This window comes from Corynebacterium pelargi, assembly GCF_014635485.1.
Classification (GTDB): domain Bacteria; phylum Actinomycetota; class Actinomycetes; order Mycobacteriales; family Mycobacteriaceae; genus Corynebacterium; species Corynebacterium pelargi.
In genome coordinates, this window is record NZ_BMCX01000001.1 from 649,782 (window position 1) to 664,974 (window position 15,193).

The window sequence follows — 15,193 nt, forward strand, 5'->3', positions numbered from 1 at the left end:
CCGAGCACAATCTTGTACTGCACTTCCGATACCTCCGGCCTGACATGGCACAATGTTGCCTTGTGACATACATGGATACGCTGCGAGCCCTGGCCGATGCCCACAACATTGCGTGGTCTTATCAAGACACCGCTGGCCAAACCGTGCACGTGAGTGAAGACACGCTGCTGAAAACCCTGCGCGCCTACGGTGTGCACTTTGGCAACGAGCCCGAAGGCTGGCAGGAATCGGTCTTTGCCGTGGAGGCGGAAAATCCCAGCCAAGAAGCCCTCGAGGTCGCGCTTGCGCGTGTAGAAGCCACTCGTTTCACGCGCCCGCTCCCCCCATGCGTGGTAGCCACCCATGGTTACCCCTACGTTGTGCATGTCCATGTGCATGACGGTGCAAGCGCTCGCGTGAACATCACGCTCGAAGATGGCAGCGTCCGTGAGGCCGAACAGGTAGACAACTGGACCCAGCCCCGCGAGATCGACGGAGTGGTGTGGGGCGAAGCCTCCTTCCGACTGCCGGAGGATCTTCCCTTAGGCTGGCACACCCTGACCTTGGAGTCCGATGATTTCACCTCCAGCGGATTCCTTGTGGTCACCCCGCACCGCGTTCCTACCTCCGATGGCTTCGTTGAGCGCCCGGCCGCCGGAGTGATGGCGCAACTGTATTCGGTACGAAGCAAGCATTCCTGGGGCATGGGCGATTTCAGCGACCTGGGCAGGCTTGCCGCAACCGTGGCAGAAGACGATTTCGACTTCCTGTTGATTAATCCGCTGCACGCCGCCGAGCCCTACCCGCCGGTGGAGGATTCTCCATATCTGCCGACTTCCAGGCGGTTTATTAACCCGATTTATATCGACATCGATCAGATTCCCGAGCTGCTCACCCTCGACGACGCCACCCGGGAAGAAATCGAAGAAATCGGCGCAGACTTCCAAACACTGAACACCAGCGCAGAGCAGATTCGCCGCGACGACATCTACGCCACCAAGCTGCAGGTGCTTCGAGAAATTTTTGCCGCCGGCCGCGAACAAGCCCGCGAGCAAGACTTCCGGGACTTCATCGCCCGCGAAGGCGAAGGCCTCCAAGACTTCGCCATGTGGTGTGCTGCCCGCGAAGCTGAAGAACTGGGTGTAGACGGCAATCACGCCCAAGCCCCAGACCTTGAAGAGCTGGCCGAATTCTATATGTGGCTGCAGTGGATCTGTGAGCAGCAGCTCGGCGCCGCCCAATCGGCAGCCACCGATGCAGGCATGCGCATTGGCATCATGGCCGACCTCGCTGTGGGCATTCACCCCGGCGGCGCCGACGCCCACAATCTCAACGACGTCCTGGTGCAGCAGGCCTCGGTGGGAGCGCCACCGGATGCCTATAACCACCAAGGCCAAGATTGGTCGCAGCCCCCATGGCACCCAGAAAAACTCGCCGAGGCTGGCTACATTCCCTGGCGCGATCTGCTGCGCACGGTGCTGCGCCACTCCGGCGGCATCCGCATCGACCACATCCTTGGTCTTTTCCGCCTCTTCTGGATCCCCCGCGGCCAAGCTCCCACCACCGGCACCTATGTGCGCTACGACCATCAGGCACTCATCGGCATTTTGGCCCTTGAGGCCCAGCGGGCAGGCGCCGTTGTTATTGGTGAAGACCTCGGCACCTTCGAGCCTTGGGTACAGGAATACCTGGCAGATCGTGGCGTGATGGGTACTTCTATTGTGTGGTTCGAATCCGATTGGGATGGCAATCCCCTACGCCAGGAGCACTACCGCCAGCTCGCGCTGACTTCCGTGAACACCCACGACCTGCCACCAACGGCCGGGTATCTGGGTGGAGAACACATCGAATTGCGCCACCGCTTAGGGCTGCTTGAATCCGATGTGGAAACAGAGCATGCCCAAGATTTGCACTGGCAGGCACAAGTCTTAGAACGAGTGGCAGAACAAGGCGGCTTTGACGTCGATTCGCCACATCAGGACTCAGAAGACGCGGCAGCCTCGGTGCCCGAGCATTTCCATGGCCTTGAACGCGATCAACGTGGCGATCTTCATGCACTCATCGCCGGGCTGTATCGCTTTATTGCTCACACCCCATCGGCGTTGAGCTGTGTTTCCTTGGTGGACATGGTTGGCGATACCCAGGCCCAGAATCAACCGGGCACCACAAAAGACCAGTATCCGAATTGGTGCATCCCGCTTTGCGACGGCAACGCCGAGCCAGTACTCATCGAAGATCTGCGCTCCTACCCGCTCTACCAGCAGGTAGCTGAAGCATCCCGGCGCCCATAGCGCTCAGCCTGAAAGCGCAGTACGTCGGGTAGCCTCGCTACCCGACGTGTCACATCAAGGTGGCTACATCACGGAGATCAGCCACGCCAGGATCATCAGCGCAATGAGTAAATATAGTGCTTGGCGCACACGCGACTGCGGGTATTTTCGCTGGCCTTGTGCGCGCTGTTGATCCTTCTTGCGCAATTCCTCAGGGTTCGCCATGTTTAGCTGAGGCCACTCTTTCTGCATCGGTGCGAGTCATTCGATCCAGACTAACCTTAGCCTGTGCCCGTGCGCGCGCCCTAGCACCACCCCGGCCAAGCAGCGAGCCCACGCGGTCTACCACTCGCAGCCACAGCAACGCCAGCACCGCACACAAGGGCACGGCAACGGCAATCACCAGCGTCACCTGCAACCACAGCGGAGAGGTGGTTAAAAACTGCGCGGTGCGATCGCCCAGGTCAGTGAACCAATCCCACATCGCAGCCTCCTTGAACACGCCTCGTTGCGGCGCCCGCATCTTCAATGCGAGCGCTCGCTTCTCATGCTAGCCATCCTAGCGCCGCAGCCACCTTCGGCCGGCGCGGTAGCATCAATTCCGTGAGCATCAACGCCGAACCTTGCCAATCCCCCGGTACCAACGCCCGCGGCCAGCGCTTTAGTGGACATATCGAGCCGGCTGCTGATGAAACTGGCCCAGGTGTGGCCATTTTTGATCACATCGCGTATGCCAGCGTGGACGAGCCTTTTGCCGAGCCGACGCTGCGCACGGAGATCTCTCAACACGTTGGCAGGCCGGACCAGTGGCCTCTGCTTTTGAGGGTGAGTATCCCCGCTGATGCAGAGCTTGGCGAGGATCTTCCTATCGTGGCGTTTATTCACGGCGGAGGTTTTGATTCCGGTTGGCGCAATGAGCACTGGTTTCACGGCGGCGGTTTGGCTGCGCAACGGGTGATGATGGTCAGCATCGACTATCGCCTTGCACTCTATGGCTTCGCCCGGTTCCCAAACGATGAGCCCCACTTCTACCGGGGCATTAGCGACTGCCAAACTGCGCTGGATTGGCTTCAGCTCAATGCCGAAGCCTTTGGTGGCGATCCAACGAATGTCACGCTCATTGGCCAATCGGCGGGTGCCACCATCGCGTTGTGGCTTTGCCGAAAAGACCACTACAAGGGCACATTTCGCAGGGCGATGGCGCTTTCTCCGGCCTTTGCCCGCAAGAGCTTTGAGCAGCACAAGGCCCGGTTGCGCTTTGCCTTGGGCCGCGCGATCACTCCGCAGAGTTTAGGCAAGCTTTCCGCCGATAAGCTCAACCGTGGTTATCGCAAATACAAGCGCTATGTGCCCACCGATTTGGCTATGGGGCCTACTGGCCTTGATGGCGCGGAGCTCGCCGATGTTCCCCTGATCATCACTTGTGCTGAGCAGGAGTGGTTTGCTTCTCGACGCACCGCGCGCATCGACGCCAAACTCCCCAAAGCTTTACGCCCCCTTGTGGCACAGCACTTTCACGCCAACGCCACCTACCTCGAGCACGAAGCAGACGAACCCCGCCTGATGGCCAAGGTGATTGGCGATTCAGCTATTCGACGTTGGGTTGACCGCATCGCCGCCGCCGCCCAACCCTGCACCTGGGTCGTGCACTACACCGGAAGCGCAGAACAACCCGCGGTCCACTGCTGCGATATTCCATGGGTGCTGCAAAGCGAGGCCTACGTCGAGGCTGGCACAGCAGAACACATTGAACATCCCGCCGAGCACACCACCACCCGAGTCGCCCAGATCGTCGATGACTTCTTGCGCGGCACCATGCCCGATTGGCCAAGCTACCCCGAGCATCGCGATGCGCTCGAATTGAATGTGGCAACGGGCGCAGAGTCGATCACTCGCGACCCACTGGGGCATCTTCGCCACGGCTTTCCCACCCCATGAGCAGCATAAACATCGACCTTGGCCAAGCACAGTGGGCGCTCGAAGCCATCACCGACGGCGGTGATGATCAGCAATTCACCCAAAGACTCACAGACGGCCAGCAGGATTATTTGAAGCAGCCGGAGTGTGTGCAAGCCTTGCTCAAGGCGTGGCTCAAGCACCCTGCGGTGAACGTTCATGGCGATGCGGAGGTCGTCGAAAAGGCAATAGAACACTTAAAACCCAGCCGTGGGGAGCAAACCAATGCCTCGCTGCACACCTCCAGCAGCATGTGGAAGTTCTATCGCAGGATTAGCCCGGGCACGCACCCAGACGTGGAGATTCCTCAGGTGGTACGCGCGCATGTGCCTGCGTATCAGGCTCATGTGAGCGCCAGGATCGATGGGCGGGACTACACCCTAGCCGTTGCCACACAGTTGGTGCCCCATGCCGTCGATGCGTGGACTATTGCCACTTCCAAAGACCCGACGCTGCTTCAAGAACACAGCGCAGCCATGGGCCTCGCTCTTCAGGAAATTCACCGCGACCTCAAAGCGGGGCTTGAAATCGGAACGATTGCGGCCGAGGAGCTCGCCCGGCTCATGCATCGCCGCGCCGAAGAGCACATTGCCCAAGCCCCGGAGCTTCGCCCCTACGCGGCGCGTATCCACGCAAGCTTCGATGCGCTCGAAGGCATGATCCCCACGCAGCGCATCCACGGCGATCTGCATCTAGGCCAAGTGCTTTGGGCCGATGGCTGGCACGTTGTGGATTTTGAAGGCGAGCCCGACCAAAGCCTGAGCCAACGCCGCGCGCTGCTGCCTACGGCCTATGACCTGGCGGGATTGATCCGCTCCTTCCATTACGCCGGGCTCGGCAATCCCACAGCACTGCTTGAGGCGTACGGTCGCTTTGACGAAATTCTCGTGAACGCCTGCGTGGTGGATCGTTTTGCCTATGAGGTGGCATATGAAAAACGACACCGCCCCGATTGGGTCGCGGTGCCGTTGCGTGATGCTGATGCGCTTTTTAGCCAGCAGGGTTAAAGATCGCCATTGCCCAGCAACGCCGAGCGAAGTTGCTGGTGTTGGAGTTGCTCGACCATCCACGGGCTAAAGGCGAATGGGGTTGCTTCTGCCGCTTTGATGAGTTGGTCTGGGGCTACCCATTCCAGCTCGGCGACTTCTTCAGGCTCGGGTTGCACACGAGCACTGGTGCGGGCGATGAATACAGGGCAAATTTCCCACTCCACGATGCCATTGGCGTCTACTGCTTTGTAACGGAAGTTAGGAAGCACGCAGGTGACGTCGACAAGCGTATCGCTGGGGATTCCCAGCTCGAAGGGCACGCGGCGCGCCACTGCTTCGGCGGGGCTTTCTTCAGGAGCCAGGTGCCCGCACGCGGAATTGGTCCAGACCCCCGGCCACGTCTTTTTATCCAGCGCGCGGCGGGTGAGCAATAATTGGCCCTCGCTATTGAGCACATAGCAGGAAAAGGCCAGGTGCAGGGGCGTGTTCGTGGTGTGGACGGTGGCTTTTAAGGCGGTGCCTGTGGGGTTGCCTTCGGCGTCTGCGAGTACAACCAGTTCCTCTGCATGCATGCGTGGATCCTAACACCGCCTTGGCCACGACGTTATTGCCGAACCCACGCCCCAATCACCCTTGGCACTACCGGTTCTTGCTGCCCAAGCAGCATTTTGAGGTTGTGATTCTTCTCCACCGCATTCGTGATCCCCTTGACCTTGGTGTTTCTGCGCTCACGCCCGCCGGGTTGCGCGGCCATCATCGGTGTCAGACCCCCGGTGCTTCCACGCATTCCGCTTGTCGACGCCCCAGCGCCGCCACCCCCAGCGCCCGCAAGGGCATGAGGCGAGGTGGCAGCCGAAGGACCCGCCAAAGCGCGCGGCCCCACGGCATTGCCGGCCGCACCACCGGGATAGCCACCAGCGTGTGCCAAGCCCGAGCCACCAAGCCCGCCCATACCCATCGCTGCTCCCCCGGCGGCCAGGGCTCCCAAAGCGGCCGCACCGGTGTGGTTGCTGCGCCGGGAAGAATGCGCGCCGGGAGTATTGCCAAGAGCAGAAGGCCTACCCGATGCCAGCGATTGCTGTTGCACTGGAGTGCCCAAGCCCGTCATGGTCGCACCGGGTGAATGCGAGGCAGGTTGCGACGTAGCCGATAGTGGCGCTGCTGGTTGCCCGGCGCCCGCGCCGAGTTGTTGGGCGCTGGCTTGTGCGAACTGCCCCGGCGCCTGGGCAACGGAGGCTTGTTTCGTTGCTGCATCGCCAAGGGCTTGGGGGCTTGCCTCATTGGCAGCAGCCGCTACTGCCTCAAAACTGCCGCCGGGAGTGTGCACCGACGCGCGCAGCGGCTCAGAGGGAGCACCCGTTGCTCCCAAGCCTGCGGTATTGAGCTTTCCTTTCCCAGGGATGACACCCATGCCTGTGCGCGCGATGCCTCCGCCGAGCCCCGCGACTGCCGGAGCCACCAAACTGCGGATCATGGGCATGCCGGTGGGCAGATCAGCGGCGATAGCGGGATTAAGCTGTGCCAGGGCTGATTGTTCCGCCATCATTTTTGCCCGCGGGTCACTGGCCGCCTGCACTTGTGCTTGTGCTGCTAAGACTTGTGGCAGGTGGCGTTGGTGGATGCCCACCATCGAGCTCACACTTGCGGCCATCACCTCACAATTGGCCGCGAAGTTGCCTGCCGTAACTGCTACCTCACTGATCTTTGCTGCCGCGCGGTCAAAAGCAAGGCCTTCGGTGCTTGCCAGCAATTGAGCAGCTACCGACTCAAGCGATGTGGCCAGGTTTGCCGCGGCTGCACCGAGCTGCGACCACTGCCTCGCCCCCTCAAGACCTCCAGCCTCGTTCGTGGCGTTAAATTGCGCAACGAGCTGCTCAACACTCGTAGCTGGCACCATCACCGGAGGTGCGAAAGAAAAGCCCGGAATGGTTGGGATGGGACGCATAGGAAAAAGGGCGGCCATGTCCCCCACATAGCCGCCCTCATCTGCCACGTCCATTGCGCGCTGAACGAAGTCATTTTGCATGCCCAGGCTACTTGCGGTTGCTTTAAGCGCCTCATATAGCCAGGCCACCTGTTTTGAAAGAGACTTAGCAACGCTCGCCGCGGAACCCGGTGATCCTGCCAACACCAGCGCGTGCTGAGCACCAAGCTGATCTAGGCCGGACACAGGTGAAAAGGCGGCGAGCGCCGGTGCAGCGCTTGACATAGTGGTCGATAAAAATGATGATGCTGTGATTGATTGAAGCGCCGCTGCGGTGGAAGCAAGCTGCGACGAACTGAATTGAACCTTCACTGATCCCCCTTGGAAATGGCAATAATCTGGTGCAGAATTCCCGCATTCTGCCGGCATTGTTTTTCTAGCTCAGTATTGAAAAGCCCATAACTTCCAGAAACTGCGATTCTCCCCCGCGAGGTATCAACAGATACTTCACACATCGATTCGAAGTCCACCGGATCTCCGAAATATCTAGCATCCGGCAGCGCATCATCATGGAACTGGAAGAACTCTTCCCTGGCAAAGGCCTCGCGAACTTCATTGCTTTGAAGCGTCGACATGAAGCTCAAAGTTCCAATAGGATCAGGCCCTGGCCCTCCCATGAAATAGCTGCACATCGACACTCCCCTGGCCGGGTTATGCGACGGGTGTTGCATTTCTTCCGGAGCCAACGTGAGCTGGTACTCCTGCAACAAGGACTCTGGCACCGCGCTGCACACGTCAAAGAAGTCAGTCTCATTTACGTTGGGCGCAAAAACTTCCCCGAGATAAATTCTTTTGCCATCTGCCGTAAATTCGCCTGCTTTCCCATCAGCACTGCCAGCACGATCATCGCCAATACCTTGCAGCCCCTTGGCGTGTTCTTTGTCTGCTCCACTTCCTGTGCCCATTCCGCAACCGGCGAGCATGAGCGCAAGGCAACAGATGCTCAAGAAGCTTCGCCGGGCGAAGAACACAGGCTGTGTGCGACCGTTTCGTAGACCCAATTCCTGCACGGGAGGTTTCCTTCCGTTTTCAACAATGTCGGCAGAGCAGAAAACCCTGCTACTTGTGTTAGACGAAATTCCGGGCGATCGGTTCCCTCGTTTGCCAAAGTTTTTTAAAAGCACTACCCCCGAGGGGCTAGCCGGGCAGTGGCGTTTTGATTGCCACAACAGCACCGATGCGCAGCAAATGTGCTGTATATGGGCGCTAAGAAGGCTTGTGTGGCAGTGGGGTGGGTGCGTGGACGTCGAAAAGCTTAAATTTCAAAGCGCATAGGGAAGCACGGCCGCGACGACCCCGCGGTGGCCCGTCGAAAAGCCCCCGGCAGTTCCCCCAAACTGCCCCCTCTTTTCCGACCCCCTCGAACCACCTGCCTAGAAGGCTGCGGTTGCTGTGGTGCAGTGTCGCGACCGTGCTCACTATATGTTTGACGTAAAAAGGTGGTCTGAGGATCCCTCACACTTTCCTCGCCCCACCCCCGCAACTGCAAAGCTCCTCGCTTTTCAGCAGCTCAAGACATGCAAAAGCCCCGCCGGGTGCTACCCCCGCGACGGGACTCAAAAGGCTTAGATATTGGTGAAGTTGCCCTTGAACTTCAGGTTGCCGATCTGGAATTCAGCGTCGCTTAAATTGCCGAAATTCACATCGAAGGCGTAGGCGAGGTTGGTGGAAGCGTGAGCCTCAAGGGGAAGTTCGAGATCAACGGTGCCGTTTTCCACCCGATCGATGCTTTCACCATTGACGGTCAGCGTGGGATCGGAGAAAGCATCTGCAGGCAACGGGGCATCATTGTCGTTGGTCAGCAGCACATAAATCACCGAACCACCGCCCTGGTTGTTGTAATTCGCGCTTTGCAAACGCACCGTGGTGTTCAAACCATCGTCGTGCTCGGGGCTGCGGGAGACATCAACTGTTTTCACGTCCACTTCCTTTGCCTCAAAAACCGGAGTGGCCGGCGCATTAGCGCTAATCGACGCCGCGGCGTCATCCGACTCCGAACCACCGCAGGCAACTAAAGCAAAAGACAGCAACGCCGCAGCGGACGTAGCTTTGAGCAACCGTGTGCTTTTCAAGACGTATTCCTCGCAGTTCTTCGCGTGCATCAACACCTGCAACTCTAGCGCCTGAGAGGATTCGAAAAGCAATCCCGAAGTGCCATTTGCCGCGATTTGTGTAAAGATGAGCCGGTTTTGTAATCGCCTACTGCGTGTTTGGGAAGGCGCTCGGTGTGTTTGCGAAGGCACTCGGTGTGTTTGGGAACGCACTCGGCGTGACGGCTCAGCGCACGGAGCCCCGGCTTCGGTGCGAACGCTCGCATTGAAGATGGGGGCGCTCGCGAACATGTCCGGGCACGAGAGCCAAACAGCCGAGCCTGCAGAACACCGAGTTCGGAACGCACCGAGCCCGGAAACTGGCCCGGCCAGCAAAACGCCCTGCCAGCAACACGCCCGCCTAGAAGATCGAAGGAATCGTCCACATGCAAGCAATCGGCAAAATTTTGCGCTCTGCCTGGGTGCTCTGGCCTTTTTATCTAGGCGTGGTGCTCAATGCGGTGCTCGTTTCGGTGCTGGCATTGCTGACCCCCTTCATTATCAAAAACGCCACGGACACCATCGTTGCCGCCACCACCGGCGAAGTGGACGCCGCGGATGTGAGCACCCATGTGATGTGGTTGGCGCTGGCGCTTTTGGGCGTGCAGTTTGCCAATACGTTGTTTAACAACGTCGGCGGCTATATCGGCGACGTGATGGCGGCTCGTTTACGCCAGATCCTTTCGACTCGCTATTTTGCCAAGCTGCTGGGCATGCCTCAGCGCTACTTTGACGATCAAGTCACCGGCACGATCATCGCCAGGCTTGATCGTTCGATCACCTCCATCACCCAGGCGCTGCAGGCGATGGCGAACAATTTCTTCCCCATGATCATCACCATGGTGGCGGTCTTGGGCGTGTCTGCCAGTTATTATTGGCCGCTTGCTGTGCTGCTGGCTGTGATCATCCCGATTTATATGTGGTTGACTTCGCTGACCTCGAAGCGCTGGCAAGACATCGAGGGGAAGAAGAATCGACAGATTGACCTTGCGGGCGGTCGCTTCGCCGAGGTTGTTGGCCAAGTCAAGGTGGTCAAGAGTTTCGTTGCCGAGGTGCGCGAGCTTGGAAGCTTTGCTGGGCGATTCCGCGAGACGGTCGCTTTGACGAGGCGACAGTCTTCCTGGTGGCACTTCATGGACACATTGCGTGGGGCGTCGATGAACCTGATCTTCTTCGGCATCTACCTCATGCTCTTTCTGCGCACCCTCCATGGCCACTTCAGCATCGGCGATATGGTGTTGCTGATCCAATTGGTCAATATGGCCCGCATGCCCATGACCATGATGAGCTGGGTCGTCGATACCACCCAGCGCGCCATCGCTGGTTCCAAGGACTATTTCGAGGTCATGGACTTAGAGCTCGAAGCCACCGTGAACCCCGAAATCGCCGCCGCCACCTATAGCGACGATGTGCCTTCGCTTGTCGACGACCACGTCGCACCCCTTGCGCTGCCCTCCTCCACGAGCAGCCCGAGCGATACTCCGGCGGTGCAATTCGACCACGTATTCTTCGAATACTCCGAGGGCGAACCGGTGCTCAAAGACATTTCACTGCGCGCAGCAGCAGGCGAACGCATCGCATTGGTAGGCGAATCCGGTGGCGGCAAAACCACGATGGTGAACCTCCTGCTTGGCCTCTACCGTCCGACCCACGGGCACCTTTCTTTGTGTGGCCGCGACATCAAAGACATTTCGGCAGAGCAACTGCGCGCCTCCGTTGGCGTGGTGTTCCAGGAATCCAGCCTCTTTTCGGGAACGATCCGCGAAAACATTGCCTATGCGCGCCCGGATGCCAGCGATGAAGAAATCATTGCCGTGGCAAAGCGCGCCAACGCCCACGACTTCATTTCCGCATTCCCCGACGGCTACGACACCGTCATTGGCGAGCGCGGCCTGCGACTATCCGGTGGCCAAAAACAACGCGTGGCTGTGGCCCGCGCGATGCTCAAAGATGCTCCCGTGCTCGTCCTCGACGAGGCCACCTCAGCCCTCGACACCAAAAGTGAGTTGGCGGTGCAAGCCGGTTTGGATCAGCTCATGCAGGGACGCACCACCATCATCATCGCGCACCGGCTTTCCACCATCGCCGATGTGGATACGATCGTCACCCTCAAGAACGGTCGCATTGACGAAATTGGCGCACCCGCCGAGCTTGCCACCTCTGGCGGCATCTACGCCGAACTGCTCGAATTAACCGCCAATAGCAATGAAGTCTCCCGCGAACGCCTCAAGGCTTTCGGCTTCCAGGCCTAAAACCACTGCGCCTCAGCTTCGGGCATCGGCTCAAAGTTGGCCGGTGTGCTAGCTCGGGAGATGAGCTAGTGAAACCTCTTGAGGTGGCTTTGGCTACCTTGGAGGGTATGGATTTTCCCGAATATGAACGCCTCCGTGCCCGCCACACCATGAAATGGACTCGTCATGACGAGGACGTGATTCCGTTGTGGGTGGCAGAGTCGGACTTTGCCACCTGCCCTGAAATCCACCAGGCTTTGCGCTCTGCCGTCGAAGAGGAGCGTTTTGGCTACCCGCCTTCAGCCGAAGGGCTCCAACAGGCCTGCGCGAAGTTTTATCAGGACCGTTATGGTTTCCCTGCCCGCCCGGAATGGGTCTTCCCGCTGCCGGATGTGGTGCGCGGTTTGTATATCGGTATCCAAGAATTTAGCCAACCGGGCTCCAAGGTGGTCGTGCCGGTGCCGGCGTATCCCCCCTTCTTCCAGGTGCTCGACGCCACCCACCGCGAGGGCATTTTCATCGACGTCAGCAACGGCCTCGACTTCGACGAACTCGAGCGCGCCTTCAAAGCGGCCGGTTCGATGCTGCTCTGCAACCCTTATAACCCCCTCGGTTTCACGTTCAGCCGCGAGGAACTCGAGCGCATCGTGGAACTCGCAGCCGCCAACGATGTTCGTTTGCTTGTCGACGAAATCCACGCGCCGCTAGTGTACGACGGCACCCACCTGGTCACCGCTGGCCTTTCCAAACTCGCCGCCAAGCAGTGCATCACCTTCACTGCCACCTCAAAGGCATGGAATACCGCTGGGTTGAAGTGCGCGCAGGTGATCTTTAGCAATGAAGAAGACGTGCGGCACTGGGAGCAACTCAGCCCGGTAACCAAAGATGGCGTTTCCACCCTCGGGTTGCTTGCCGCTGAAGTTGCGTATGAACAAGGCCGCGAATTCCTTGATGAAGAACTCGCTTATCTTCGCGCTAATCGCGATTTCTTGCTCGAAGAAATTCCCGCACGCCTGCCTGGGGCCAAGGTGCGTAAGGTCGACGCGACGTACTTGTTGTGGATCGACTTCCGTGATTGCGGGCTCGAACAACCGGCGGCGTTTTTCCTCAAGAACGCCCGCGTGGCACTCAACGAGGGCACCATGTTCGGCGAGTGGGGTCGCGGCTACGCTCGTTTGAATTTCGCCACCTCCCGCGAGATTCTCGAAACTGCTCTCGATCGCATGGCTCGCGCCCTGGATCAACGTTCATAAGTCGCATTTTTCTTCGTGCTTGAGGGCGGTGGTGTATGTGGACACCGCCCTCTTCTTCAATGCGAGCGCTCCAGAAACGAAAGAAGGACTCAAGTGCCACGTTCTGTTGGCGTGATCATCCCCACCGCGCTCACCTTATTTTCGATGTTTTTTGGTGCGGGCAATCTGATTTTCCCGCCCATGCTCGGACAAGCAGCCGGTGAACACTTCCTGCCCGCCATGCTCGGATTCCTCCTCGGCGGCATCGGTTTGCCGGTTCTCACCATCATCACCATGGCGATGACCGGCTCCGATGTGCGAAGCCTAGGTGCGCGTGCCGGAAAGGTATTCAATATCGCTTTTTGCGTGGTTGCTTATCTTTCTGTGGGCGCGATGTACGCCATTCCACGAACAGGCGCGGTGAGCTACTCGGCTGTGGTGGATCCGGTGCTGCAGCCGGTGGGCGAATCCAGCACGATGGTGGCGCACGCGGGTTTTAATGCGCTGTTTTTCTCGCTCGCTCTCTTGCTTGCGCTCTACCCCGGAAAGATCGTGGCCAACCTGGGCAAGATTTTGACCCCTATTCTGCTGGGGTTATTGCTCCTCCTGCTGGGTCTGGTGCTCAGCAATGAGGCTCATGTGCAGCCACAGAGTCCGCAGCCGCCCTACGATCACGCCGCGCTCACCGCTGGTTTTCTCGAGGGTTACCTCACCATGGATTCGATCGCCGCGTTGGCCTTTGGCATCTTGGTCATCTCCGCGCTTCGTTCCCACAACAACCGCGCCACTTCGGGCGATGATGAGCAACAATCGATCCTTTCACGAGCCATCATCGTCAGCTTGATCGCGGGCGCATTGCTTTCGGCGGTGTATATCGGCCTGGGCTTGATTGGTTTGCACACCACCGAGCATTTCGACGATGGCGCGGTGATGCTCGCACAAGCAGCTCATGAGGTTTTAGGCCCCTACGGCCAGCTCGCCTTCGGCCTGACCGTCTTGCTGGCGTGCATGACCACCGCCGTTGGGCTTCTCGCTGCCACTAGCGAGTTCTTCCACCGACTCATCCCGGGTGTGAGCTACCGGGCGTGGCTATGCGCCTTCAGCTTCATCTCCTTTGCCATCGCGAGCCTCGGGCTTTCGGCTGTCCTTCAGATCGCCGCGCCGATTATTGCGTTTATCTACCCCATCGTGATCACCCTGGTGCTGGCCACGTTGGGCGGTCGCATCTTCAAAGCGAGCGCTCGCTTAGAAGCAGATCCCACGTTCTGGGCGTTTCGGCTTTCGGCCTGGACCACGGCGTTCTTCTCGGCCTGGGCACTGTTGGAACAGCTTGGAGTGATCGCGATTGGGCTTGGGGCTTTGCCACTGGCGAGCCAGCAATTGGCCTGGGTGACGCCGGCGCTTTGCGCGTACGCACTAGGCTTGGCGGCCGATCTCATTGGACACTCGAAGAAGAAAGGCGAGCGCGTTCATGCGGTATAAGACTTCACTATTGGAGTTCGCCAGCGTCTATGAGCAGGATTCTGCGGCGGAGGCGCTGCGTCGAATAGCTAGCACGGCGCAGATGGCTGAGGAGCTCGGCTATCACCGACTGTGGTTTACAGAGCACCACAACATTCCGAGGGTGGCGGCGGCAACGCCCGCGGTGCTCATTGCGCACGCAGCGGCACACACGCAGCGGATTCGGCTAGGTTCCGGCGGGGTGATGTTGCCAAATCACGCCCCCTATGTGGTGGCTGAGCAATTCGGCACGCTTGAAGCGTTGCATCCCGGTCGCATTGACGTTGGGATCGGTCGTGCACCTGGCACCGATCCGCTCACGCTTGGCCGGGCGTTGCGTCGCCAACCGGGGGCCGTGGGCTTTGACCAGGATGTCGAAGAGCTCCAGGGGTTCCTCGCGGGCTACTCCCCTATCCCTGGCGTGACGTGTGTGCCGGGTGCCGGTAGCAATGTGCCGTTATATTTGCTCGGTTCTTCGCTCTATAGCGCAGGGCTTGCTGCGAAGATGGGCCTGCCGTATGTGTTCGCCTCGCACTTTGCCCCGGATCACCTGGATCAGGCGTTGGCGTTGTATCGGCAGCAGTTTAAGCCCAGTGAGCAATTGGATAAGCCCTATGTGATGGTGGCGATGAATGCGCTGTGCACCGAGCAGGCAAGCGATGTTGAGCAGGTGCGTGAACAGCACGTCGCTGCTTTCGCCGGGCCGCATGCCTCTGGCATAGCGCGTGCGCACGCATTGAAGATGCTCGAGCACTTCGCCTGCGGTAGCGCCGAGCAGGTACGAGCAAGCGTCGATGCGTTTATGCAGCGCACCGATGCTGATGAGCTCATGCTCGTGATGCGCGCGCCTAACGCTGAGGTGGCGCAACGCTCCTTGCGCGATTGCGCGCAGGCTCTGGCCGAGTAAGCACACGGCTGCCCCGGCGCGAATTGCGTGCCTGGGGCAGCGTTAGATGCGTTGG

General features: G+C 59.4%; 13 protein-coding genes. 7 read left to right on the forward strand and 6 right to left on the reverse strand.

Annotated elements, in window-relative coordinates; translation table 11 throughout:
- Nucleotides 1–62: 62 nt before the first annotated feature.
- Entirely contained in the window at nucleotides 63–2,270 is a 2,208-nt protein-coding gene (gene malQ, locus IEU99_RS02915; protein ID WP_164931141.1) for a 4-alpha-glucanotransferase, read from the forward strand.
- Between the two features lie 63 nt (nucleotides 2,271–2,333).
- On the opposite strand, the gene IEU99_RS02920 is transcribed toward malQ, so the two are convergent.
- Both IEU99_RS02920 and IEU99_RS02925 read right to left on the reverse strand, forming a co-directional pair.
- The gene (locus IEU99_RS02920; RefSeq protein WP_164931140.1) at nucleotides 2,334–2,474 is read right to left on the reverse strand and encodes a hypothetical protein; all 141 of its coding nucleotides are present in this window, start codon (nucleotides 2,472–2,474) and stop codon (nucleotides 2,334–2,336) included.
- The gene (locus tag IEU99_RS02925) at nucleotides 2,461–2,733 is read right to left on the reverse strand and encodes a hypothetical protein (RefSeq protein WP_164931111.1); all 273 of its coding nucleotides are present in this window, start codon (nucleotides 2,731–2,733) and stop codon (nucleotides 2,461–2,463) included. Before IEU99_RS02925 ends, IEU99_RS02920 begins: the two co-directional genes overlap by 14 nt.
- Nucleotides 2,734–2,852: 119 nt before the next feature.
- Between IEU99_RS02925 and IEU99_RS02930 the strand changes: the two genes are divergently transcribed.
- Complete coding sequence (locus IEU99_RS02930) at nucleotides 2,853–4,187, forward strand: carboxylesterase family protein (protein WP_164931139.1); 1,335 nt, start codon at nucleotides 2,853–2,855, stop codon at nucleotides 4,185–4,187.
- On the forward strand, nucleotides 4,184–5,212 hold the full coding sequence (locus tag IEU99_RS02935; RefSeq protein WP_128889405.1) for a phosphotransferase: 1,029 nt from the start codon (nucleotides 4,184–4,186) through the stop codon (nucleotides 5,210–5,212). Before IEU99_RS02930 ends, IEU99_RS02935 begins: the two co-directional genes overlap by 4 nt.
- Here IEU99_RS02935 and idi read toward each other — a convergent pair.
- From idi to IEU99_RS02955, 4 genes are all read right to left on the reverse strand, one after another.
- Entirely contained in the window at nucleotides 5,209–5,766 is a 558-nt protein-coding gene (gene idi, locus IEU99_RS02940) for an isopentenyl-diphosphate Delta-isomerase (RefSeq protein WP_128889404.1), read from the reverse strand. The genes IEU99_RS02935 and idi overlap by 4 nt on opposite strands.
- A 32-nt stretch (nucleotides 5,767–5,798) precedes the next feature.
- Nucleotides 5,799–7,403, reverse strand: a complete 1,605-nt coding sequence (locus IEU99_RS02945) for a hypothetical protein (protein WP_128889403.1) — start codon at nucleotides 7,401–7,403, stop codon at nucleotides 5,799–5,801.
- A gap of 83 nt (nucleotides 7,404–7,486) precedes the next feature.
- Complete coding sequence (locus IEU99_RS02950; RefSeq protein WP_128889402.1) at nucleotides 7,487–8,188, reverse strand: hypothetical protein; 702 nt, start codon at nucleotides 8,186–8,188, stop codon at nucleotides 7,487–7,489.
- 555 nt (nucleotides 8,189–8,743) lie between these two features.
- Nucleotides 8,744–9,250 carry a hypothetical protein gene (locus tag IEU99_RS02955; protein WP_128889401.1) on the reverse strand — a complete coding sequence of 169 codons (507 nt, stop codon included), beginning with the start codon at nucleotides 9,248–9,250 and terminating at the stop codon, nucleotides 8,744–8,746.
- 404 nt (nucleotides 9,251–9,654) lie between these two features.
- Between IEU99_RS02955 and IEU99_RS02960 the strand changes: the two genes are divergently transcribed.
- From IEU99_RS02960 to IEU99_RS02975, 4 genes are all read left to right on the forward strand, one after another.
- Entirely contained in the window at nucleotides 9,655–11,520 is a 1,866-nt protein-coding gene (locus IEU99_RS02960; protein WP_128889400.1) for an ABC transporter ATP-binding protein, read from the forward strand.
- 107 nt (nucleotides 11,521–11,627) lie between these two features.
- Nucleotides 11,628–12,752: a MalY/PatB family protein gene (locus IEU99_RS02965; protein WP_128889399.1), complete on the forward strand. Its 1,125-nt coding sequence runs from the start codon at nucleotides 11,628–11,630 to the stop codon at nucleotides 12,750–12,752.
- A gap of 93 nt (nucleotides 12,753–12,845) precedes the next feature.
- Nucleotides 12,846–14,213 carry a branched-chain amino acid transport system II carrier protein gene (brnQ, locus tag IEU99_RS02970; protein WP_229718354.1) on the forward strand — a complete coding sequence of 456 codons (1,368 nt, stop codon included), beginning with the start codon at nucleotides 12,846–12,848 and terminating at the stop codon, nucleotides 14,211–14,213.
- Entirely contained in the window at nucleotides 14,203–15,138 is a 936-nt protein-coding gene (locus tag IEU99_RS02975; RefSeq protein WP_128889398.1) for an LLM class flavin-dependent oxidoreductase, read from the forward strand. Before brnQ ends, IEU99_RS02975 begins: the two co-directional genes overlap by 11 nt.
- Nucleotides 15,139–15,193 lie beyond the last annotated feature (55 nt).

What these genes read in the sequence shown, in the direction of transcription:
- IEU99_RS02960 (WP_128889400.1), top strand. Translation starts at nt 9,655, where the DNA reads ATGCAAGCAATCGGCAAAATTTTGCGCTCTGCCTGGGTGCTCTGGCCT.
- IEU99_RS02925 (WP_164931111.1), bottom strand. Translation starts at nt 2,733, where the DNA reads ATGTGGGATTGGTTCACTGACCTGGGCGATCGCACCGCGCAGTTTTTA.
- IEU99_RS02965 (WP_128889399.1), top strand. Translation starts at nt 11,628, where the DNA reads ATGGATTTTCCCGAATATGAACGCCTCCGTGCCCGCCACACCATGAAA.
- IEU99_RS02975 (WP_128889398.1), top strand. Translation starts at nt 14,203, where the DNA reads ATGCGGTATAAGACTTCACTATTGGAGTTCGCCAGCGTCTATGAGCAG.
- IEU99_RS02935 (WP_128889405.1), top strand. Translation starts at nt 4,184, where the DNA reads ATGAGCAGCATAAACATCGACCTTGGCCAAGCACAGTGGGCGCTCGAA.
- IEU99_RS02920 (WP_164931140.1), bottom strand. Translation starts at nt 2,474, where the DNA reads ATGGCGAACCCTGAGGAATTGCGCAAGAAGGATCAACAGCGCGCACAA.
- idi (WP_128889404.1), bottom strand. Translation starts at nt 5,766, where the DNA reads ATGCATGCAGAGGAACTGGTTGTACTCGCAGACGCCGAAGGCAACCCC.
- IEU99_RS02945 (WP_128889403.1), bottom strand. Translation starts at nt 7,403, where the DNA reads ATGTCAAGCGCTGCACCGGCGCTCGCCGCCTTTTCACCTGTGTCCGGC.